Genomic DNA, 22,415 nt, shown 5'->3' with positions numbered 1-22,415 from the left:
CGCGAATCGTTCTTATTACAACCACTGACGTAGATCAGCCGACGGGTAGAGTCAGGAAATACGGCCCAGCGCGCGATCCGTCCGGTAGCACGGCAATGGCAGAGATTCGAGCGCTGATATATGATCCATATACGTTTCGTATATCGGGAGCACCCATGGGCATCGTCAATATCGAAGATGAGCTGCACGACCAGATTCGTAAGGCGAGCAGCGTGTCGTGCCGCTCGATCAACGCCCAGGCCGGCTTCTGGATCCGCATCGGCATGCTGTGCGAGATGAACCCGACGCTGAGTTTCAACGAAGTGATCGCCGCAGAGATGCGCGCTGCCGGTGTAGTGCCCCCGCGCCATGTGGAAGCAGCGGTATGATCAAGAAGCCGGAAGAGATCGCCCTCATGGCGGAATCCGGCAGGCTGCTGGCATCCGTATTCAGCCATTTGGATAGCCTCAGTCTGCTGGGCATGTCGACCCTGCAGGTCAACGACCTTGTGGATAACTTTATCGTCCAGCAGCTCCAGGCCCGCCCTGCCAGCAAGGGGCAGTACGGTTATGCCTATGCGCTGAACGCCTCACGCAACGAGGTGGTGTGTCACGGCGTACCCAGTGCCGGCGAGACTCTACAAAGCGGTGACCTGGTGAACTTCGATATCACCCTGGAGAAGAACGGCTACATCGCCGACTCCAGCAAAACCTACCTGATCGGCGAGGTTTCTCCACAGGCCCGGCAGCTTGCCGCAGTTACCTATGAAGCAATGTGGAAAGGCATCCAAGCCGTGCGCCCGGGCGGCCGCCTGGGCGATATCGGTCACGCCATCGAAAGACACGCCCGTGCCCATGGCTATTCGGTGGTTCGCGAGTATTGCGGCCATGGCATCGGCAAGGAAATGCACGAGCCGCCGGAGGTGCTGCACTGGGGCAAAGCAAAAACCGGCCTGACCCTGCGCGAAGGCATGGTTTTCACCATCGAACCGATGATCAACCAAGGCCAGCCTGGGGTGCGTACCGAACGCGATGGCTGGACCGTCGTAACCCGTGATGGCCAGCTGTCGGCGCAGTTCGAACACACCGTAGCGGTTACCGGTGATGGTGTACGCGTGTTGACGCTGCGTCCTGAGGAACATCACTTACTGTCAGCTGACATTCACAAATGAGTGCTCCATTGCGGAGCACTCGTTGTATCGGAGCCCCTTTGGCATTTCGGGCTGGCACCACGCATACGCTTCCAGGGCTCGCGCTCATCCCTTCCGCTGAAAGCTGCTGGCTCACCAGTCAATCCGCCGCAGGTGCTCCGTAACGCCAGCGCGTGTAGTGATGCAGGGTCAACAATCCACAGATGACCATCAGCGGAATCAGCAGCACGCCCGAGATTATCGCGCCCCACCAGGCAACGCCCGATTGCCAGGTTTGCCCCTTGCCTTGCGCCACCACCACCAGCCGCGTGGCTACTTCAGCAAAGCGTGCATCGGGTGTCAGCACGTTCACCTGAAGGCGATAGTCCCCAGGCTCCATGGGAATGCGCGCTACGGCACGAGTAATCTCGTCACTGCCATAGCTAGTTAACTCTTGCCCTACGTCTCCCTGCCCTTCGGACACCCGCTCACCTGCCGGAGTCAGCAGCTTCCAGGACACCGTCATCGGCGCTGGTGGGTACTCGACCCACTGCTCATTTTCCCAGATCGGTCCGCCAGACAGCTTGCGCACCGTATACAGCGGCAGCTCACCGGTAGAAAACACCACAGCCAGGGTATCGAACTCGAGGGTTCGAACCTTGACCGGAAACTCCAGGGTACTGTCCTGGTCGAGCCGTACCGGCACATCCAGCGGAAGCGTCGTCGCCCAGACAGAGAACAAACGAAGCGTGACTACCAACAGCAACAGGCTTAACCCCATGCTGGCCCAGAGAATCGCTTTGCTCTTGTGACTCAATGCTCGACTCCTTAACGACCGATCCAGCTAAAAAGATCTGCAAGGCTACGCGATATGCCTGCACATTTTCCGTTACTCAACCGTTACCGATTTTGCGAGGTTGCGCGGCTGGTCGACGTCGGTGCCGCGCAGCACGGCCACGTGGTAGGACAGCAGCTGCAACGGCAGGGTGTAGAGGATCGGCGCCAGGGCATCGTGGATGTGCGGCATGTTCACCACGTGGGTGCCTTCGCCATTGCTCATGCCGGCCTGCTCATCGGCGAACACCAGCAGCTCGCCACCACGGGCGCGTACCACCTGCAGGTTGGACTTGAGCTTGTCGAGCAGCTCGTTGTTCGGCGCGACGGTCACCACCGGCATATCCGCATCCACCAGGGCCAGCGGGCCGTGTTTCAGTTCACCGGCCGGATAGGCTTCGGCGTGGATATAGGAGATCTCCTTGAGTTTGAGCGCACCTTCCATCGCCACCGGGTACTGAGCGCCGCGGCCCAGGAACAGGGTGTGATGCTTCTCGGCGAACAGCTCGGAAACCTTCTCGATGATCTTGTCCATGGCCAGCGCTTCGTCCAGGCGGGCCGGCAGGCGACGCAGCTCTTCGACGAGTTCGGCAGCCACACCGGCTTCCAGGGTACCTTTGACCTGGCCGAGAGCCAGGGTCAGGAGCATCAGGCCGACCAGTTGAGTGGTGAAAGCCTTGGTCGAAGCGACACCGATCTCGGGGCCGGCGTGGGTCAGCAGGGTCAGGTCGGACTCACGCACCAACGAGCTGATTCCGACGTTGCAGATGGCCAGGCTGGCCAGGTAGCCGCCGTCGGCCTTGGCGTTGCGCAGGGCGGCCAGAGTGTCGGCCGTCTCGCCGGACTGAGAGATGCTGACGAACAGGGTGTCCGGCTGCACAGCTACGCGGCGATAGCGGAACTCGCTGGCCACTTCGACCTGGCAGGGAATGCCTGCCAGCCCTTCGAGCCAGTAACGGGCAACCATGCCGGCGTGGTAGCTGGTGCCGCAGGCGACGATCTGCACGTTGCGCACCTTGGCGAACAGCTCGGCAGCCTGAGGGCCGAAAGCCTGCACCAGTACATGATCGCTGCCTAGGCGGCCTTCCAGCGTACGCTGCACGACGGTGGGCTGTTCGTGGATTTCCTTGAGCATGAAGTGGCGGAACGCACCCTTGTCGGCCGCATCGGCGCCTTCGTGGTACTGCACCACTTCCCGCTGAACGACATTACCGTTGGTATCCCAGACCTGCACGCTGTCGCGCTGGATCTCTGCGATATCGCCTTCTTCCAGGTACATGAAACGGTCAGTGACCTGACGCAGGGCGAGCTGGTCGGAGGCGAGGAAATTCTCACCCAGGCCCAAACCTACCACCAGCGGGCTGCCACTGCGGGCGGCGAGCAGACGATCAGGGCAAGCGGCGCTGATCACGGCCAGACCGTAAGCACCCTGGAGCTGCTTGACCACCGCCTTCAGAGCGTCAGCGAGGTCGCTCTGCGTTTTCAGGGTGTGATCGAGCAGGTGCACGATGACTTCGGTATCGGTATCGGAACTGAAGGTATAACCCAGGCTCTGCAGGCGCTCGCGCAGCGGGCCGTGGTTTTCGATGATGCCGTTGTGCACCACGGCCAGCTGATCACCGGAGAAGTGTGGGTGAGCATTGTTCTCGGTCGGCACGCCATGGGTGGCCCAACGGGTGTGGGCGATCCCCAGGCGACCCGGCAGCGGCTCGCTGCTCAGCGCGCTTTCCAGTTCGCTGACCTTGCCGACGCGACGACGACGCTGCAATGCACCTAGATCATCGACCAGCGCCACACCGGCGCTGTCGTAGCCACGGTACTCGAGGCGCTTGAGGCCCTCGACCAGCACAGCGGTGATGTTACGTTCGGCAATGCCGCCTACGATGCCACACATAGCGTTCTCCTCAGGAAGCGTCAGCTACCGCGCAGATCAACTGGATCCCGCGGGCCAAGAGTTGTTCACGCGCCTCATCAGCGAGGCGCTCATCGGTAATCAGGGTGTGCACGCTGCTCCAGGGCAGCTCGAGATTGGGGATGCGGCGGCCGATCTTGTCGCTCTCGACCATCACGATCACTTCACGGGCCACCTCGGCCATCACCCGTGAAAGGCCCAGCAATTCATTGAAGGTAGTAGTACCGCGCTGCAGGTCGATGCCGTCGGCGCCGATGAACAGCTGATCGAAATCATAGGAGCGCAGCACCTGCTCGGCGACCTGCCCCTGAAAGGAGTCCGAGTGCGGATCCCAGGTTCCGCCGGTCATCAGCAGCACCGGCTCGTGCTCGATGTCGCTCAAGGCGTTGGCCACGCTCAGCGAATTGGTCATCACTACCAGGCCAGACTTGTGACCCAGTTCGGGAATCATCGCCGCCGTGGTGGTGCCGCTGTCGATGATGATCCGCGCATGCTCGCGAATCCGCGCCACGCCGGCACGGGCGATGGCCTGCTTGTAGCGGGAAATCGGCTGACTGCTCTCGACGATCAGTTCCTGGGGCAACGGCACCGCACCGCCATAGCGGCGTAGCAACAGGCCATTGGTTTCCAGAGCAGCGAGATCCTTGCGGATGGTCACTTCGGAAGTCGCGAAGCGCTTGGCCAACGCGTCCACGCTCACCTCACCCTGCTCGGCAAGCAAGGCAAGAATGGTGTGGCGGCGCTGCGGTGTGTTGCGCTTCGACATGCTTAAGTTTCGATTCGAAAGATAATGGATCGAATCAAAACCTAACGAAGCTTTGGAGTCAAGTTACCGGGCAAGCAAATTCGCCAATAAAGTTATCCACAACTCCAGCTTTCCAGGACTTCTCCAGCTTTTCAATTGAGGGTCAGCTTGACCCCAAAACCGATCAGAAACAGCCCGGCCAGCTTTTCGAGGCCTCTGCCAATGCGAGGGTTGGCGCGCATGCGCTCTGCCAGCAAATGGCTGCAGAGCACCACTATCAGCCCGTAAAGAAAGGTCAGCACCGCAATGGTCACGGCCAAAAAGCCGAAGGTGAGCATGCCCTGATGGCGCTGCGGGTCGATGAACAGCGGAAAGAAGGCCATGTAGAAGACGATGGCCTTGGGATTGAACAGAGTAATCAGCAAGGTCTGCCGCAGGTACTGGCGCGGTTTTATATCCAGGGTTGGCGCAGCGCCTGGCTTGGCCAGCACCATCCGCGCGCCCAGCCAGATCAGATAAGCCGCGCCCAGCCACTGCACCAGATGGAAGGCAGCGGGATAAGCCTTGAGCAAAGCAGCCACACCGGCCACAGCCAGCCACATCAGAACCTGATCGCCGAGGATGATGCCCAGCGTCGATGCCAGACCGCCGCGAATCCCGCCCTTGCCTGTGGATAAGATAAGCGCCAGGTTCCCAGGGCCGGGAATCGCCAGCAGAACGATGAAGGCCGCCACGAAAGCACTGTAATCCGTTACACCGAACATGCATTGACTCCTAGGTAGCGCGATTACGCGAGGCACCTATACAGAGGTTATCCACAACCTCATCCACAGCGGCCATTTCCTGGGTATCGCTCCGCTCAACGCAGGCTCCTACTTCTTGACTGGGCGCTGCCAGCCTTCGATATTGCGCTGGCGGCCACGGGCAACGGCCAGGTTTTTAGGTGGCACGTCATTGGTAATGGTCGAGCCCGCAGCCGTGTTGGAACCCGCACCGATATCAACAGGTGCTATCAGCGAGTTGTTAGAGCCGATAAATACATCCTCACCGATCACCGTCTGGTGCTTGTTGGCACCGTCGTAGTTGACGGTGATGGTGCCAGCGCCAATGTTGGTGCGCGCGCCGATGACAGTGTCACCCAGGTACGTCAGGTGACCCGCCTTCACGCCCTCGCCCAGCACCGCATTCTTCAGCTCCACGAAGTTACCCACATGGGCCTTGGCACCCAGCACGCTGCCGGGACGCAGACGGGCGAACGGGCCGCAATCCGCACCCTCGCCGACTTCGGCACCTTCCAGGTGGCTGTTGGCCTTGACGATGGCGCCCTTGCGAAGGGTGCTGTCCTTGATTACGCAGTTGGGGCCAATCTGTACATCGTCTTCGATGATCACCCGCCCTTCGAGGATCACGTTGATGTCGATGGTCACATCACGGCCCACGGTGACATCACCGCGCACATCGAAACGATGCGGGTCACGCAGGGTGACGCCCTGCGCCATAAGCCGGCGGGCGTTGCGCTGCTGGTAATGACACTCCAGCTGCGACAGCTGGATGCGGTCGTTGGCACCCAGCACTTCCATTTCATCGGCTGCACGTTCGGTGGCCACCACCAGGCCGTCGGCCACTGCCATGGCGATCACGTCGGTCAGGTAGTACTCGCCCTGGGCATTGCTGTTCGACAGCCGCCCCAGCCAATCGGCCAGACGCTTGCCCGGCACGGCGAGAATGCCGGTATTGCCCTCGCGGATCTGCCGCTGCGCTTCGCTGGCATCCTTGTGCTCGACGATGGCCTGCACCACCCCCTGATCATCCCGCACGATGCGCCCGTAACCGGTCGGATCGGCCAGCTCGACGGTGAGCAGACCCAACTGGTCGTCATGAACCAGAGCCAGCAGGCGCTGCAGGGTCGCAGTCTCGATCAGCGGCACGTCACCGTAGAGAATCAGTACGGTTTCGGCACTGAGCTGCGGCAGCGCCTGAGCCACCGCGTGGCCGGTGCCGAGCTGCTCGGCCTGGATGACGAAATTCAGGTCGTCTGCCGCCAACCGCTCGCGGACCTTCTCGGCGCCATGCCCGATCACCACCTGAATGCTCTGTGGCTGCAGGCTGCGGGCGGTGTCGACGACGTGACCGAGCATTGGCTTGTCGGCCACCGGGTGCAGCACCTTGGGCAGAGCGGAACGCATGCGGGTGCCTTGGCCGGCGGCGAGAATGACGATATCGAGGGACATGGGGAGCGGTTCCTTGGCAATCGCAGCAGCACGGGTCGGCAGCGAAATGAAAACGGCAGAAAAGCAAAAGGGTAGCCAAGGCTACCCTTTTACCAAGCAACGATGAAGCCCGCAGGTATCAGCTACCGCCGAACTTCTTGCGCAGTTGCTGGACGGTGCGCAGCTGGGCTGCGGCCTCGGCCAGACGCGTAGCGGCAGAACCGTAGTCGAACTCGGCACCCTGCTCGCTCAACGCTTTCTCGGCAGCCTTGACGGCTTCCTGAGCAGAGGCTTCGTCCAGGTCGGCAGCACGTTGCACGGTATCGGCAAGTACCTTGACCATGCTCGGCTGCACTTCGAGGAAGCCACCCGAGATGTAGAACACCTCGGTTTCGCCACCCTGCTTGACCAGACGAATCGGGCCCGGCTTAAGGTCGGTGATCAGCGGTGCGTGGCCCGGGGAAATCCCCAGATCACCCAGGTTGCCGTGGGCGATCACCATTTCGACCAGACCGGAGAAGATCTCGCCTTCTGCGCTGACGATGTCGCAATGGACTGTCATAGCCATATCTAGCCTCACGTAAGCGCCCGTTGCCAGGCGCACGGGTGATTACAGTTTTTTCGCTTTCTCGATGGCTTCTTCGATGCCGCCGACCATGTAGAACGCCTGCTCCGGCAGGTGATCGTAATCACCTTTGAGGATGCCGCTGAAACCAGCGATGGTGTCCTTCAGGGAAACGTACTTGCCTGGCGAACCGGTGAAGACTTCGGCCACGAAGAACGGCTGGGACAGGAAGCGCTGGATCTTACGAGCACGAGATACCAGCTGCTTGTCTTCTTCCGACAGTTCGTCCATGCCGAGGATCGCGATGATGTCCTTCAGCTCTTTGTAACGCTGCAGCACGTACTGAACGCCGCGAGCGGTGTCGTAGTGCTCCTGGCCGATCACGTTCGGATCCAGCTGGCGCGAAGTCGAGTCGAGTGGATCGACCGCTGGGTAGATACCCAAGGAAGCGATGTCACGGGACAGTACGACGGTGGCATCCAAGTGGGCGAAGGTGGTCGCCGGGCTCGGGTCGGTCAGGTCGTCCGCAGGTACGTATACGGCCTGGATCGAGGTGATCGAACCGGTCTTGGTCGACGTGATGCGCTCTTGCAGAACGCCCATTTCTTCGGCCAGGGTCGGCTGATAACCCACTGCGGACGGCATACGGCCGAGCAGTGCGGATACTTCGGTACCGGCCAGGGTGTAGCGGTAGATGTTGTCCACGAAGAACAGAACATCACGGCCTTCGTCACGGAACTTCTCGGCCATGGTCAGGCCGGTCAGTGCTACGCGCAGACGGTTGCCTGGTGGCTCGTTCATCTGACCGTAGACTAGGGCTACCTTGTCGAGAACGTTGGAGTCCTTCATCTCGTGGTAGAAGTCGTTACCCTCACGAGTACGCTCACCCACACCGGCGAACACGGAATAACCGCTGTGCTCGATGGCGATGTTACGGATCAGTTCCATCATGTTCACGGTCTTGCCGACACCGGCACCACCGAACAGACCTACTTTACCGCCCTTGGCGAACGGGCAAACCAGGTCGATAACCTTGATGCCGGTTTCCAGCAGCTCGTTGGAGCCAGCTTGCTCGGCGTAGGTCGGCGCAGGACGGTGAATGCCCCAACGCTCTTCTTCGCCAATCGGGCCAGCTTCGTCGATCGGGTTGCCCAGTACGTCCATGATGCGGCCCAGGGTTTTCACCCCGACCGGTACCTGGATGCCTGCGCCAGTGCTGTCGACGTCCAGGCCACGTTTCAGGCCTTCGGTCGAACCCATCGCAATGGTACGCACCACGCCGTCGCCCAGCTGCTGCTGAACTTCCAGAGTGGTTTCGGCGCCGACTACTTTCAGCGCTTCATAAACACTCGGCACCTTGTCACGCGGGAATTCCACGTCGATGACGGCGCCGATGATTTGAACGATACGTCCGCTACTCATCTTTGATTCCTCTGACTTGTCCAACCGTTCTAGACAGTTGAACCGTTAAACCGCGGCAGCGCCGCCGACGATTTCCGAAATTTCCTGGGTGATCGCTGCCTGACGTGCCTTGTTGTAAACCAACTGCAGGTCTTTGATGATATCGCCAGCGTTGTCGGTGGCATTCTTCATCGCAATCATCCGCGCGGCCTGTTCGGCTGCGTTGTTCTCGACCACTGCCTGGTACACCTGCGACTCCACGTAGCGGACCATCAGCCCGTCAAGCAACTGCTTGGCGTCGGGTTCGTACAGGTAATCCCAGTGGTGCTTCAGCTCCTGATCCGAATCGGCCACCAGTGGAATCAACTGCTCCACGGTCGGCTTCTGGGTCATGGTATTGATGAACTTGTTGGAAACCACGGACAAACGGTCGATGCGCCCTTCCAGGTAAGCATCGAGCATCACCTTGACGCTGCCGATCAGATCATTGATCGACGGCTCTTCGCCGAGGTGGCTGATCGCAGCGACGACGTTGCCACCAAAGTTGCGGAAGAATGCCGCACCCTTGCTACCAACCACGCAGAGATCGATCTCCACGCCGCGCTCGCGGTTTGCCGACATGTCCTTGACCAGGGCCTTGAACAGGTTGGTATTCAAGCCACCGCACAGACCACGGTCCGAACTCACCACCACGTAACCGACACGCTTTACTTCGCGCTCGATCATGAAGGGATGACGGTATTCCGGGTTGGCGTTGGCCAAATGACCAATTACCTGGCGGATACGCTCCGCGTAGGGACGGCTAGCTGCCATGCGCTGTTGTGCCTTGCGCATCTTGCTGACCGCCACCTTTTCCATGGCGCTGGTGATCTTCTGCGTGCTTTTGATGCTCGCAATCTTGCTGCGAATCTCTTTTGCGCCTGCCATTTCACACCTATCGGGTTAGCAGGCGGGCGCCGTTGGGCGCCCGCTGCGGCTTACCAGGTTTGGGTGGCTTTGAACTTCTCGATACCGGCTTTCAGCTGGCCATCGATGTCGTCATTGAAGTCACCCTTCTCGTTGATCTTCGCCATCAAGTCGGCGTGATCACGGTTGAAGAAGGCGATCAGAGCCTGCTCGAAGCTGATGATCTTGGCGACTTCGATGTCGGTCAGGAAACCACGCTCTGCGGCATACAGCGACAGCGCCATGTCCGCGATGGACATCGGAGCGTATTGCTTCTGCTTCATCAGCTCGGTAACGCGCTGACCATGCTCAAGCTGCTTGCGGGTGGCTTCGTCCAGGTCAGAAGCGAACTGGGCGAATGCCGCCAGTTCACGGTACTGAGCCAGAGCGGTACGGATACCACCGGAGAGCTTCTTGATGATCTTGGTCTGTGCAGCACCACCCACACGGGATACCGAAATACCGGCGTTGACGGCCGGACGGATACCCGAGTTGAACATGGCCGATTCCAGGAAGATCTGACCGTCGGTGATCGAAATCACGTTGGTCGGAACGAACGCGGAAACGTCGCCAGCCTGGGTTTCGATGATCGGCAGAGCGGTCAGGGAACCGGTCTTGCCAGTCACGGCGCCATTGGTGAACTTCTCGACATACTCTTCGGAAACGCGCGATGCACGCTCCAGCAGACGGCTGTGGAGATAGAACACGTCGCCCGGGTAGGCTTCACGGCCTGGCGGACGGCGTAGCAGCAGGGAGATCTGACGGTAAGCAACGGCCTGCTTGGAGAGGTCGTCGTATACGATCAGGGCATCTTCACCGCGGTCACGGAAGTATTCGCCCATGGTGCAGCCGGCGTAAGGAGCCAGGAACTGCAGCGCAGCGGATTCGGAAGCCGAAGCAGCCACCACGATGGTGTTGGCCAGGGCGCCGGACTCTTCCAGTTTGCGAACCACGTTGGCGATGGTCGATTGCTTCTGACCGATGGCTACGTAAACGCAGAAGATGCCGCTCTTCTTCTGGTTGATGATGGCGTCGACTGCCAGAGCAGTCTTACCGATCTGACGGTCACCGATGATCAGCTCACGCTGGCCACGGCCTACCGGGATCATGGCATCGACCGACTTGTAACCGGTCTGCACCGGCTGGTCGACCGACTTACGCCAGATCACGCCAGGTGCGACTTTCTCGACTGCGTCGGTGGCTTGAGCGTTGATCGGGCCTTTGCCATCGATCGGGTTGCCCAGTGCGTCGACAACGCGGCCCAGCAATTCCGGACCAACCGGAACTTCCAGGATGCGGCCAGTGCACTTGGCGCTCATGCCTTCGGCGAGGGTGGTATAAGCACCCAGCACAACGGCACCAACGGAGTCTTGCTCCAGGTTCAGTGCCATACCGTAGACGCCGCCCGGGAACTCGATCATTTCGCCGTACATGACGTCGGCGAGACCGTGAATGCGCACGATACCGTCAGACACGCTGACGACAGTGCCTTCGTTACGGGCTTGGGAAGAGACGTCGAGTTTCTCGATACGTCCCTTGATGATTTCACTTATTTCGGAAGGATTGAGTTGCTGCATAGCTCTGCTGCCCCTTCAAACTCAAGATTTCAATGCTTCGGCCAGCTTCGCGATTTTGCCGCGAACTGAGCCATCGATAACCAGGTCGCCGGCGCGGATCACGACACCACCAATCAAGGTAGCGTCCTCCGCAGCATGCAGGCGCACTTCCCGGCCGAGCCGTGCACTGAGAACCTTGGCGAGTTTGTCTTGCTGTTCATCGCTCAATGCGAAGGCACTGGTGACATCCACGTCGATCGACTTCTCTTGTTCGGCCTTGTACAGCTCGAACAGCGAGTAGATTTCCGGCAACAGGGCCAGACGATCGTTCTCTGCGACAACATGGATGAAATTGCGTACCTGGGCGTCGAACTTGTCACCACACACCTCAACAAAGGTGGTGGCCTTGTCTGTACTCGTCAAACGCGGAGCCTTGAACACGCGCTGCAGCGTGGCGTCCTGAGACACCACCGCTGCCAGGCCAAGCATGGCTGACCAAGAGGCCAGTTGCTGGTGGGCCTGGGCGTATTCGAAAGCCGCCTTAGCGTAAGGTCGGGCCAACGTGGTCAGTTCTGCCATGATCGCGCCCTCGCTTAAATTTCGGCTGCCAGTTTGGAAACCAGCTCCGCATGCGCGTTTTGGTCGATAGATACGCCCAAGATCTTCTCGGCACCGCCGACGGCCAGAGCACCCACTTGGGCACGCAGGGCATCTTTGACGCTGTTGATTTCCTGTTCGATCTCGGCCTGAGCCTGAGCCTTCACACGATCCGCTTCGACGCGAGCCTGATCACGAGCTTCGTCGACAATCTGGGTACCGCGTTTCTTGGCTTGCTCAATGATCTCAGCAGCCTGTGTCTTGGCTTCGCGCAGTTGCTGACCCGCTTTCTCTTGGGCCAACTCCAGATCACGAGCCGCACGACTGGCAGCATCCAGACCTTCTGCAATCTTCTTCTGACGCTCTTGCAAAGCCGCAATGACCGGAGGCCATACGAACTTCATGCAGAACAGCACGAAGATGAAAAAGGCAACGGATTGGCCAATCAGGGTTGCATTAATGTTCACGCCAACACCTCGCTCGTTCGTTGTCCATCACACCAATCAACTCGAAAATTCGAGTGATCAGCCAGCGATTTGACCAACGAAGGGGTTCGCGAAGGTGAAGAACAGTGCAATACCAACACCGATCATGGTCACGGCGTCGAGCAGGCCGGCGACGATGAACATTTTCACTTGCAGCATTGGAACCATTTCCGGCTGACGCGCAGCGCCTTCCAGGAATTTGCCGCCCAGCAGGCCGAAGCCAATGGCGGTACCCAGAGCGCCCAGGCCAATCAGCAGAGCAACAGCGATCGCGGTCAGACCAACTACAGTTTCCATCTTTCCTCCCGACTTTTTACGTCGTATTGGTTTAGGTTTTTCTAAGGGTAAAGCGGTAAAGCAAAACCGTTACTTCCAGTGCCCTTGCGGGCGTTCCAGTCGAAGCCGGAATCCATCGACAACGTCACGCATCCGGCCAGCAAGGCAATGGATACGCGGCACATCATCAATGGCTGTCTTCGTGCGCCATCGACAAGTAAACGATGGTCAGCATCATGAAGATGAATGCCTGCAGCGTGATGATGATCAGGTGGAAGACTGCCCAGGCCCACTGCAGTACGCCTGCCAGTGCTGCCAACAGGATGCCACCACCGAACATCACCGCGATGAGGATGAAGATCAGCTCACCAGCGTACAGGTTGCCGAACAGACGCAGAGCCAGGGAAATCGGCTTGGCGATCAGGGTCACGAACTCCAGCAGGAGGTTGACCGGGATCAGCAGAATTTTCACGAAAATGTTCTTGGCGCTGAACGGATGCATGGTCAGTTCGCCAAGGAAGCCACCGATGCCCTTGACCTTGATGCTGTAGAAAATGATCAGTGCGAACACCGAAAGGGCCATGCCCAGGGTCGCATTCGGGTCAGTGGTCGGTACAGCGCGGAAGAACAGGTGCTCGTCACCGGCGATCTTGGCAGCAGCGACCGGAATCCAGTCAACCGGCACCAAGTCCATCAGGTTCATCAGGAAGATCCAGACGAAGATGGTCAGAGCCAGCGGCGCGATCAGCGCGTTACGGCCGTGGAAGGTGTCCTTGACGCTGCCGTCGACGAACTCGACCAGCACTTCGACGAAGTTTTGCAGACCGCCCGGTTGGCCCGAGGTGGCACGCTTGGCGGCAGCCTTGAACAGGAAGATGAAGATCAGACCCAGCACCACGGACATGCCCAGGGTATCGAGGTGGAACGCCCAGAAGCCCATTTCTTTGGCTTCTTCAGCGGAGTGGGCGAAGCCCCAGCCATTCACCGGATGCTGACCATAGGTCAGATTCTGCAAGTGATGCTGGATATAACCCGAAGCGGTTTCTGCAGCTGCCATAAATCCCTCAAACGCTCTAAGGCTTTAAAAGTTATCTCTTCATCAGCAAGGGTGCGAACCAGTTGACCAATTGGGTCAGCAGGAATACGCCGAACAACGCCAGCGCATCCAAAGGCTTCACACCTGCAAACACCAGCGCAAAAAGCACCGCTGTCAGAACCAGTTTCCCTGCTTCGCCGGCGTAGAACGACCGAACGATAGCTTGGGCCGCCCGCGCTCCGGAAAACCGGAATGCCTTGTGGGCGAAGTACACATTCGGCAACCAGGCAATCAGGCCGCCGTACAAGCCCGAATATCCACCGATCGAGCCACGCCAGTGCCAGCAGGCAGCGGCAAGAACCAATGCCACTATCAGTTGAGCCACCAGAACAGGAAACACCGGTAATCGATGGAATGGCAGGCGTTTTGGCGTGCGTGAATCCATCATTTTTCCCGGTAGATCGTACTCAGACTTCGTTACCAAGCTAATCAATAACTTGGCACATTTTGTGCCGTCGAAATGCGCGCAGAGTATAGGGGTGGTTCCCACCCCATTCAACTGCCCGAAAGCCTTTTCGCACTAGTGCTGCGCGGGCAATTGTTTCAGCGGATGTGGGCTAGAACGCCCTGGAGTTCATCGAGGGAGTTATAGCGGATGACCAATTGCCCTTTGCCCTTCTGCCCATGCTTGATCTGTACGGGAGAGCCCAGCCGCTCAGCCAGGCGCTGTTCGAGGCGACTGATATCCGGATCGGTCTTGGTAGGGGCAACGGGCTTCTCCTGTGTGTTCAGCCATTGCCGAACCATTGCCTCGGTCTGACGGACGGTAAGCCCGCGTGCGACAACGTGTCGCGCTCCTTCTGTCTGCTGTTCGGCAGGCAAACCAAGCAACGCACGAGCGTGGCCCATTTCCAGATCACCATGGGAGAGAAGAGTTTTTACTTCTTCTGGCAAGGCGATAAGGCGCAGCAGGTTAGTGATGGTTACCCGCGACTTGCCAACTGCTTCGGCGACCTGTTGCTGGGTGAGCTGAAACTCCTGCTGCAGGCGCTGCAGGGCCATCGCTTCTTCGATCGGACTGAGGTCTTCGCGCTGAATGTTCTCGATCAGCGCCATGGCAATGGCCGCTTCGTCTGGCAGCTCGCGTACCAGCGCCGGGATGCGTTCCAGGCCGGCTTGCTGAGTCGCTCGCCAGCGGCGTTCACCGGCGACGATCTCGAAACGACCGTCGCCTACAGGACGCACGACGATAGGTTGCATCACACCGTGAGCCTTGATCGACTGGGCCAGCTCTTCGAGCGCAGTGGCATCCATATCACGGCGCGGCTGGTACTTGCCGCGCTGGATCAGATCCAGGGGCAGGTGCTGCAGCTCGCTGGTGTCAGCCTTGACCGCTTCTTCCTCCAGGGCGTCGACGCTGGAGCCCCCCAATAGGGCGTCCAGGCCTCGTCCCAGCCCACGTTTCTTGGCGGCCATGCATGAATTCCTTATACGTTTGCGGTGTGAGCGTTCGCACGCTGGCGGCGAACCAATTCGCCAGCCAGCGCCAGATAAGCGATCGCTCCACGTGATTGCTTGTCGTAGACCAGCGCCGGCATGCCAAAACTTGGCGCTTCGGCCAGGCGCACGTTGCGCGGGATGACGGTTTGATAGAGCGTGTCAGGGAAATGTTCCTTGAGCTGCGCCGATACATCGTTGGTCAGGCTGATGCGCGGGTCATACATGGTGCGCAGCAGGCCCTCGATCTTCAGCGACGGATTGAGCAGCTTGCCAATACGCTTGATGCTATCGACCAGATCGCTCAGCCCCTCTAGTGCGTAGTACTCACACTGCATCGGAATGATCACCCCATCGGCGGCGACCAGAGCGTTGACGGTCAGCATGGACAGCGCCGGCGGACAGTCGATGAGGATGTAATCGTAATTCTCACGGATCGGCGCCAAGGCGTAACGCAGGCGGCTCTCCTTCATCTTCATTTCCAGCAGGCCAACTTCCGCGGCGGTCAGATCGCGGTTGGCCGGCAGCAGCTGGTAACCGCCGTGCTCGGAGAACTGCATGGCCTCGACCAGGTTGCACTCGCCAACCAGCACGTCGTAGATGGAATGCTCCAGCGCCTGTTTGTCCACACCGCTACCGGTGGTGGCGTTGCCCTGTGGATCAAGGTCGATGAGCAGCACACGGCGTTTGGTCGCAACCAGGGAAGCCGCCAGGTTGATGCAGGTCGTGGTCTTGCCCACGCCGCCTTTCTGGTTGGCGATTGCGAATACTTTAGCCATGTTGCCGTTCCCCCTAAACCGAGCGACGCAGTATCAACAGATGGCGTTGACCTTGGCAACCGGGAACCTTGAGCACGTGGGTTGCAGTGAGACGGAAGTCTGCTGGCAGTGCTTGCAGCTCGTCATCCGGATGCACGCCCTTCATCGCCAGCCACTGGGTCTGGGTATCGCCAAGGTGGCGCGTCCAGTTGGAAAAATCTTCCAGCGAGCTGAAAGCCCGCGAACAGATACCGCTGAACGGGTGCTCCGGCGTGAAGGCTTCCACACGGCTGTGGATAACTTCCAGGTTGACCAGCTTCAGCTCGAGTTTGACCTGGGTCAGGAAACGGGTTTTCTTGCCATTGGAATCGAGCAGCGTGAAGCGCCGCTCAGGAAACAGGATGGCCAGCGGAATTCCTGGCATACCGCCGCCACTGCCGACGTCCAGCCAGTTATCCCCAGCCTCTGCGACGAAGGGCACCACGCTGAGGCTGTCGAGCAGATGGCGCGAGACCATCTCGTCGGGGTCGCGCACGGCGGTCAGGTTGTAGGCCTTGTTCCATTTGATCAGCAATGCCAGGTAGGCGAGCAATCGCTCGTGTTGCTGCTCGGACAGAGTGACACCCAGTTCGCGGGCGCCTTGTTGCAGTTCTTCGGCATGACGAGACGTAACGGACATCAGGCGGTCTGCTCCAGCTGGCGACCGGCGCCACGTTTCTTCAAGTGGATCAGCAATAGGGAAATCGCTGCTGGGGTGACGCCCGGAATCCGTGATGCCTGGCCCAGGGTCTGGGGCCGGGCGTTGCCCAGCTTGTGCTGAATCTCTTTCGATAGGCCAGAAATATTGGCGTAGTCGATGTCTTCCGGCAGCACGGTATCTTCACTGGCGCGCAGACGAGCGATCTCGTCCTGCTGACGCTCGATGTAACCGGCGTACTTGGTCTTGATCTCGACCTGCTCGGCGACCTGGGGATCTTCAGCGCCTTCACCGGTCACCTCGACCAGGCCAACGTAATCGATCTCCGGGCGCGACAGCAGGTTGAGCAGGTTGTACTCATGGGTCAGCGGCGTACCAAAACGTTCGACGATGGCGTCGCCTTGAGGCGTGTTCGGGCGTACCCAAGTACTTTTCAAGCGCTGCTCTTCGCGGGTGATGCCTTCACGCTTGGCCTCGAAGGCTGCCCAGCGTTCATCATCCACAAGGCCCAGCTCGCGCCCCTTTTCGGTCAGGCGCAGATCGGCATTGTCTTCGCGCAGGATCAGACGGTATTCGGCCCGCGAGGTGAACATGCGGTACGGCTCCTGGGTGCCCAGGGTGATCAGGTCGTCGACCAGCACGCCGATGTACGCCTCGTCGCGGCGTGGACACCAGCTGTCCTTGCCCTGGGCGCGCAATGCGGCGTTGGCACCGGCCAGCAGGCCCTGTGCGCCGGCTTCTTCGTAGCCGGTGGTGCCGTTGATCTGCCCAGCGAAGAACAGGCCGCCGATGACCTTGGTCTCCAGGCTGTACTTCAGGTCGCGCGGATCGAAGTAGTCGTACTCAATGGCATAGCCCGGGCGCACGATATGAGCGTTCTCCATGCCGCGGATGCTTTGCACGATCTGCAATTGCACGTCGAACGGCAGCGAGGTGGAGATGCCGTTGGGGTACAGCTCATGGGTGGTCAGGCCTTCCGGCTCGATGAACACCTGGTGGCTGTCCTTGTCGGCGAAACGGTGGATCTTGTCTTCGATCGACGGGCAGTAACGCGGGCCGACACCTTCGATAACCCCAGAATACATCGGCGAACGGTCGAGGTTGGCCGCGATGATTTCGTGGGTACGGGCGTTGGTGTGAGTGATCCAACAGCTCACCTGGCGAGGATGCTGTTCCCTGTTGCCCATGAACGACATCACCGGAATCGGTGTATCGCCTGGCTGCTCGGTCATCGCCGAGAAGTCCACCGAGCGACCATCGATGCGCGGTGGCGTACCGGTTTTCAGGCGACCGACGCGCAGCGGCAATTCACGCATGCGCTTGGCGAGGGCGTTCGAAGGTGGATCGCCGGCACGACCGCCGGAATAGTTCTGCAGGCCGATGTGGATAAGTCCGCCGAGGAAGGTGCCGGTGGTCAGCACGACGGAATCGGCGAAGAAACGCAGACCCATCTGGGTGACCACGCCTTTGACTTCGTCCTGCTCGACGATCAGGTCGTCAGCAGCCTGCTGGAATATCCACAGGTTGGGCTGGTTTTCCAGGATCTCGCGCACCGCGGCCTTGTACAGGATGCGGTCAGCCTGGGCACGGGTCGCACGTACTGCTGGGCCTTTTCGGCTGTTGAGTACGCGGAACTGGATGCCGCCCTTGTCGGTGGCAATCGCCATGGCGCCACCCAGGGCGTCGATTTCCTTGACCAGGTGGCTTTTGCCGATCCCGCCTATGGCCGGATTGCAGCTCATCTGCCCGAGGGTTTCCACGTTGTGGGTTAGCAGCAGGGTTTTTACGCCCATGCGCGCCGCTGCAAGCGCAGCCTCGGTACCGGCATGGCCGCCGCCGATGACGATCACCTGAAAACGGGAAGGGAAATCCACCACGCACCTCGTGCCTGTTGAGAAGGGAGCTTTTTAGTTTGAAAGCGAGAAAGGGCGGCAAGTATAGGGACTTAGCCAGGTTGAAAGAAGCCTTTTGAACAAAAAATAGCCAATTGGTCAACGATCATTTTGTACGCCTGCCAGATGTGCTTCATCCCTGTCAGGACATCGTGTTTGGTAGGCAGAGGGTCTTAAGGTAAATAAAAGAATAAAGAATGATTTTTTTATAAAGCTTGTTTTTATGTTTATAAATGGTCTACGCGATTTCTGTGGATAGATCCCTACAGGCCAGTAACCACATAGTGTACAGCGATGTATGAAAGCGGGATTATCCTGGGCGGAGGGTGTTAGGTAGCAGTGATCAGCCTGTGTGTAAAAGTGGTACTTATTCACAGGGTGGTTTATCCCTAGCTTTTTCACCGGGTTATAGGCATAGCTTAGAGTTGGTTTTCCACAGGGTTTATTTTCCCTGTGGAAATCCAATTTTCACTCTCAACTGAAGGTGAGCGTTGAAATGGGCAGTTCGTAGCTAGCTGTATACGCGCAGCATTCCCTGCCACTAACTGCGTGGGTGACTGCGGACGGAGACTGGGTGGGAGGTGCACGTGCAGACGCGTTGGATCATTGCCTGATCCACTGACGGGGAGTGTATGGCTGGGGATAAGTGCGAGATCAGTACCAGGCCGAGAGCACCGTTTGGGTGATCTCGGCAATGCCGCTGCATCCAGAAGCAGTTATTTACCGATGCAGAAGCTCGAGAAGATGCGCCCCAGCAGATCGTCGGAGCTAAAGGCACCCGTAATCTCACCCAGCGCCTGTTGGGCCTGACGCAGGTCTTCGGCAAGCAGCTCGCCAGCGCCTGCAAGTGTCAGTTGGGCATGGCCGTGATCGAGGTGGCTCTGAGCCTGATGCAGCGCATCCAGGTGGCGGCGACGAGCGCTGAAGCCGCTTTCCGCCGTCTGCTGGAAGCCCATGCAGGCCTTCAGGTGTTCACGCAGCAGATCCAGGCCATCGCTGGACTTCGCCGATAACACCAGCGTGGCATGACCGTCGTCGCTGGTCTGCAGGCCTATGGCTTCGGCCGACAAATCGGCCTTGTTACGGATCAGCGTGACTTGAGCTGGGTTCGGTCGTTGCTCGAGAAACTCCGGCCACAGGGCAAAAGGATCATTGGCCTCGGGCGCGGTGGAATCGACCACCAAAAGTACCCGATCCGCTTCGCTAATGGCCTTCAGCGCGCGCTCTACACCGATCCGCTCGACCTGATCCTCGGTGTCACGCAGCCCGGCAGTATCGATCACGTGCAGCGGCATGCCATCGATGTGGATATGTTCACGGAGCACATCCCGCGTGGTGCCGGCGACATCGGTGACGATAGCGGCTTCGCGCCCGGCCAGCGCATTGAGCAGGCTGGATTTACCCGCATTCGGGCGACCGGCGATCACCACGTTCATACCATCGCGCAGCAACGCACCCTGGCCAGCCTCGCGTAAAACTGTGGATAACTGTGCACGTACGCCTTCGAGCAGACTCAGTACATGGCCATCGGCAAGAAAGTCGATTTCCTCTTCAGGGAAGTCGATGGCAGCTTCCACATAGATGCGCAGGCTGATCAACCGTTCGGTCAACTCGTGCACACGCCGGGAGAATTCGCCTTGCAGCGAGCGCACAGCATTGCGCGCTGCCTGTGCAGAACTAGCCTCGATAAGGTCGGCAATGGCTTCTGCCTGAGCCAGGTCGAGTTTGTCGTTGAGAAAGGCGCGTTCACTGAACTCACCCGGGCGGGCTTGGCGTGCTCCAAGCTCCAGGCTGCGTTGCAGGAGCATATCCAGGACTACCGGGCCGCCATGGCCCTGCAATTCGAGTACATCCTCACCGGTGAAGGAGTTGGGGCCTGGAAAGAACAGCAACAGGCCTTCGTCGATCACGTCACCGGCATCGTCATGCCACGCGCTGTAATGCGCATGTCGAGGGGTAGGCTCGATACCACTCAGGGTGATCGCAATCATCCGTGCGCGTGGGCCGGAGACCCTCACGATACCTACACCACCACGCCCCTGGGCGGTAGCGACGGCGGCGATGGTTTCACGGGATGTAGGCATAAATTCCTCCAAACGCTGGATAGCAGAACGCCCCACAAGGGGGCGCTCTGTCTGTAGCTGGCGAAGCGGGGTAGATCAGGCCGCTGCAGCCTTGGTCTGCGCTTCGATCTTGCGGGTAATGTACCACTGCTGAGCGATGGACAGGACGTTGTTGACCACCCAGTACAGCACCAGACCAGCCGGGAACCACAGGAAGAAGAAGGTGAAAATGATCGGCATCATCTTCATTACACGAGCCTGCATGGGATCTGGCGGTGTCGGGTTCAACTGCTGCTGGATGAACATGGTAGCGCCCATGATGATCGGCAGGATGAAGAACGGATCCTTGATCGACAGGTCGGTGATCCACAGGATCCACGGTGCCTGACGCATCTCTACGGATTCCAGCAGAGTCCAGTACAGCGCGAGGAATACCGGCATCTGCACCAGGATTGGCAGGCAGCCACCCAGCGGGTTGATCTTCTCTTTCTTGTACAGCTCCATCATCGCCTGGGACATCTTCTGGCGATCATCACCGAACTGTTCTTTCAAAGCCTGCAGCTTCGGTGATACGGCGCGCATGCGCGCCATGGAACGGTAGCTGGCAGCTGACAGCGGGAAGAAAGCCAGCTTGATGATCAGCGTCAGGACGATGATCGAGAAGCCCCAGTTGCCCAGAATGTTGTGGATATGTTCCAGCAACCAGAAGATCGGTTCGGCAAGGAACCAGAGAATGCCGTAGTCGACCGTCTTATCCAGACCCGGCGACAGCGCAGCGAGATCCTTCTGAATCTTCGGACCGGCATACAGCGTGGTGCTGGTCTGGCCTTCAGCGCCGGCAGGAATGCTCAGTGCAGGGCCGGTGTAGCCAATGATGTAGTTACCTTGGCTGTCCTTGCGGGTCTGTACCAGATTGGTGTCGTCTTTCGACGGAATCCAGGCAGTCACGAAGTAGTGCTGCAGCCAGGCGATCCAGCCGCCTTGTACGGTTTCCTTGAGACCCTGCTTGTCGATGTCTTTCATCGACACTTTGGTATAGGGCTTCTCAGCGGTCCACAGTGCTGCACCGAGGTAGGTAGCAGTGCCGGTGGCGGTGCTTGAGGATGGATCGCCGCTATTGTCGCGCTTCAGCTGGGCGAACAGATTACCGCTCCAGGCGGCACCGCTCTGGTTGTCGATCAGGTAAGAAACACCGATCTGGTAGCCGTTACCATTGATGCAACCGGCTTTCTTCTGCTCCACTTCCTTGGCCGAACAGCCTGCGACGAGGCCACGGTTGAAGGTGAAACGCTTGATGTAGTTGACGCCGGCTTCGCTGAATTTCAGATCGACCTGCAGTTGATCCTGGCCGTCTGCCAATTGATAGACGCGCTGCTCGCTGTTGTACAGCGGGCGTCCGTTGGCACGGGCGTCCGGACCATTGGTGCCGGTCAAGCCGCTTTGTGCCAGGTACAGGTGCTCGCTACCGTTGTCGAACAACTGGAAGGGCACATCGGGACGATCCTGACGACGCGGGTAGTGCGGCAGTTGCAGACGCACCACATCACCACCGCGCGGATCGATGGCCAGATCCAGAACGTCGGTTTTGACCTGGATCAGCTCATCGCTGACAGCGACGGCCTCCACCGGGCTAGGAGCGCTGCCGTCGGCGTTTGCCGTTGGGACATCGTCGTTGCTGGCAACGGAGGCGGTTTCCGGCAAGCTGGGAGCGGCTTTGCTGGTCGAAGCTGTCTGATTCGGCAGAGCGGCCTGGCCGTAGTCCTGGTTCCACTGAAGAACCATCATGTAGGACACGACTGCCAGGGCGACGATCAGGATCGAGCGTTTGATATCCATGA

General features: G+C 59.3%; 22 protein-coding genes. 2 read left to right on the top strand and 20 right to left on the bottom strand.

Annotation, left to right across the window (positions count from 1 at the left end):
* The first annotated feature begins 155 nt into the window (after positions 1 to 155).
* Both ACZ3GY_RS19845 and map read left to right on the top strand, forming a co-directional pair.
* Entirely contained in the window at positions 156 to 368 is a 213-nt protein-coding gene (locus ACZ3GY_RS19845; RefSeq protein ID WP_225836815.1) for a ParD-like family protein, read from the top strand.
* Positions 365 to 1,150, top strand: a complete 786-nt coding sequence (gene map / locus ACZ3GY_RS19840) for a type I methionyl aminopeptidase (RefSeq protein ID WP_465911693.1) — start codon at positions 365 to 367, stop codon at positions 1,148 to 1,150. The genes ACZ3GY_RS19845 and map overlap by 4 nt, the downstream gene beginning before the upstream one ends.
* Before the next feature lie 118 nt (positions 1,151 to 1,268).
* On the opposite strand, the gene ACZ3GY_RS19835 is transcribed toward map, so the two are convergent.
* The 20 genes from ACZ3GY_RS19835 to yidC all read right to left on the bottom strand — a co-directional run bounded on the left by ACZ3GY_RS19835 (position 1,269) and on the right by yidC (position 22,413).
* Positions 1,269 to 1,925 carry a hypothetical protein gene (locus tag ACZ3GY_RS19835; RefSeq protein ID WP_465911692.1) on the bottom strand — a complete coding sequence of 219 codons (657 nt, stop codon included), beginning with the start codon at positions 1,923 to 1,925 and terminating at the stop codon, positions 1,269 to 1,271.
* Positions 1,926 to 1,997: 72 nt separating this feature from the next.
* Entirely contained in the window at positions 1,998 to 3,836 is a 1,839-nt protein-coding gene (gene glmS, locus ACZ3GY_RS19830; RefSeq protein ID WP_465911691.1) for a glutamine--fructose-6-phosphate transaminase (isomerizing), read from the bottom strand.
* Positions 3,837 to 3,846: 10 nt separating this feature from the next.
* Positions 3,847 to 4,620 carry a DeoR/GlpR family DNA-binding transcription regulator gene (locus ACZ3GY_RS19825; RefSeq protein ID WP_465911690.1) on the bottom strand — a complete coding sequence of 258 codons (774 nt, stop codon included), beginning with the start codon at positions 4,618 to 4,620 and terminating at the stop codon, positions 3,847 to 3,849.
* A 131-nt stretch (positions 4,621 to 4,751) separates the two neighbouring features.
* Entirely contained in the window at positions 4,752 to 5,363 is a 612-nt protein-coding gene (locus ACZ3GY_RS19820; protein ID WP_465911689.1) for a LysE family transporter, read from the bottom strand.
* Positions 5,364 to 5,471: 108 nt separating this feature from the next.
* The gene (gene glmU, locus ACZ3GY_RS19815) at positions 5,472 to 6,830 is read right to left on the bottom strand and encodes a bifunctional UDP-N-acetylglucosamine diphosphorylase/glucosamine-1-phosphate N-acetyltransferase GlmU (protein WP_465911688.1); all 1,359 of its coding nucleotides are present in this window, start codon (positions 6,828 to 6,830) and stop codon (positions 5,472 to 5,474) included.
* Positions 6,831 to 6,948: 118 nt separating this feature from the next.
* On the bottom strand, positions 6,949 to 7,377 hold the full coding sequence (locus ACZ3GY_RS19810; RefSeq protein WP_042554474.1) for a F0F1 ATP synthase subunit epsilon: 429 nt from the start codon (positions 7,375 to 7,377) through the stop codon (positions 6,949 to 6,951).
* 42 nt (positions 7,378 to 7,419) lie between these two features.
* The gene (gene atpD / locus ACZ3GY_RS19805; RefSeq protein WP_131179397.1) at positions 7,420 to 8,796 is read right to left on the bottom strand and encodes a F0F1 ATP synthase subunit beta; all 1,377 of its coding nucleotides are present in this window, start codon (positions 8,794 to 8,796) and stop codon (positions 7,420 to 7,422) included.
* Between the two features lie 45 nt (positions 8,797 to 8,841).
* Positions 8,842 to 9,702: a F0F1 ATP synthase subunit gamma gene (gene atpG, locus ACZ3GY_RS19800; RefSeq protein WP_465911687.1), complete on the bottom strand. Its 861-nt coding sequence runs from the start codon at positions 9,700 to 9,702 to the stop codon at positions 8,842 to 8,844.
* A 50-nt stretch (positions 9,703 to 9,752) separates the two neighbouring features.
* Positions 9,753 to 11,297, bottom strand: a complete 1,545-nt coding sequence (gene atpA / locus ACZ3GY_RS19795) for a F0F1 ATP synthase subunit alpha (protein ID WP_465911686.1) — start codon at positions 11,295 to 11,297, stop codon at positions 9,753 to 9,755.
* A gap of 21 nt (positions 11,298 to 11,318) precedes the next feature.
* Entirely contained in the window at positions 11,319 to 11,855 is a 537-nt protein-coding gene (locus tag ACZ3GY_RS19790) for a F0F1 ATP synthase subunit delta (RefSeq protein ID WP_465911685.1), read from the bottom strand.
* Between the two features lie 14 nt (positions 11,856 to 11,869).
* On the bottom strand, positions 11,870 to 12,340 hold the full coding sequence (locus tag ACZ3GY_RS19785; protein ID WP_465911684.1) for a F0F1 ATP synthase subunit B: 471 nt from the start codon (positions 12,338 to 12,340) through the stop codon (positions 11,870 to 11,872).
* Positions 12,341 to 12,397: 57 nt separating this feature from the next.
* The gene (atpE, locus tag ACZ3GY_RS19780) at positions 12,398 to 12,655 is read right to left on the bottom strand and encodes a F0F1 ATP synthase subunit C (RefSeq protein WP_003097235.1); all 258 of its coding nucleotides are present in this window, start codon (positions 12,653 to 12,655) and stop codon (positions 12,398 to 12,400) included.
* 166 nt (positions 12,656 to 12,821) lie between these two features.
* On the bottom strand, positions 12,822 to 13,691 hold the full coding sequence (gene atpB, locus ACZ3GY_RS19775) for a F0F1 ATP synthase subunit A (protein WP_465911683.1): 870 nt from the start codon (positions 13,689 to 13,691) through the stop codon (positions 12,822 to 12,824).
* A 31-nt stretch (positions 13,692 to 13,722) separates the two neighbouring features.
* Positions 13,723 to 14,115, bottom strand: a complete 393-nt coding sequence (locus tag ACZ3GY_RS19770) for a F0F1 ATP synthase subunit I (protein WP_465911682.1) — start codon at positions 14,113 to 14,115, stop codon at positions 13,723 to 13,725.
* 158 nt (positions 14,116 to 14,273) lie between these two features.
* Positions 14,274 to 15,146, bottom strand: coding sequence for a ParB/RepB/Spo0J family partition protein (locus tag ACZ3GY_RS19765; protein ID WP_465911681.1), 873 nt, complete (start codon positions 15,144 to 15,146; stop codon positions 14,274 to 14,276).
* Positions 15,147 to 15,157: 11 nt separating this feature from the next.
* Positions 15,158 to 15,946: a ParA family protein gene (locus tag ACZ3GY_RS19760; RefSeq protein ID WP_463562989.1), complete on the bottom strand. Its 789-nt coding sequence runs from the start codon at positions 15,944 to 15,946 to the stop codon at positions 15,158 to 15,160.
* 13 nt (positions 15,947 to 15,959) lie between these two features.
* Positions 15,960 to 16,604, bottom strand: coding sequence for a 16S rRNA (guanine(527)-N(7))-methyltransferase RsmG (gene rsmG / locus ACZ3GY_RS19755; RefSeq protein ID WP_465911680.1), 645 nt, complete (start codon positions 16,602 to 16,604; stop codon positions 15,960 to 15,962).
* The gene (gene mnmG, locus ACZ3GY_RS19750; protein ID WP_465911679.1) at positions 16,604 to 18,496 is read right to left on the bottom strand and encodes a tRNA uridine-5-carboxymethylaminomethyl(34) synthesis enzyme MnmG; all 1,893 of its coding nucleotides are present in this window, start codon (positions 18,494 to 18,496) and stop codon (positions 16,604 to 16,606) included. The genes rsmG and mnmG overlap by 1 nt, the downstream gene beginning before the upstream one ends.
* A gap of 734 nt (positions 18,497 to 19,230) precedes the next feature.
* Positions 19,231 to 20,598 (bottom strand): tRNA uridine-5-carboxymethylaminomethyl(34) synthesis GTPase MnmE, encoded by a 1,368-nt coding sequence (gene mnmE / locus ACZ3GY_RS19745; protein ID WP_465911678.1) that lies wholly within the window; start codon positions 20,596 to 20,598, stop codon positions 19,231 to 19,233.
* A gap of 75 nt (positions 20,599 to 20,673) precedes the next feature.
* Positions 20,674 to 22,413, bottom strand: a complete 1,740-nt coding sequence (yidC, locus tag ACZ3GY_RS19740; RefSeq protein WP_465911677.1) for a membrane protein insertase YidC — start codon at positions 22,411 to 22,413, stop codon at positions 20,674 to 20,676.
* Positions 22,414 to 22,415: the final 2 nt, after the last annotated feature.

This window comes from Pseudomonas sp. PME37.24/006 (genome assembly GCF_055556635.1).
This window is presented reverse-complemented; position numbering and strand designations above follow the sequence as displayed.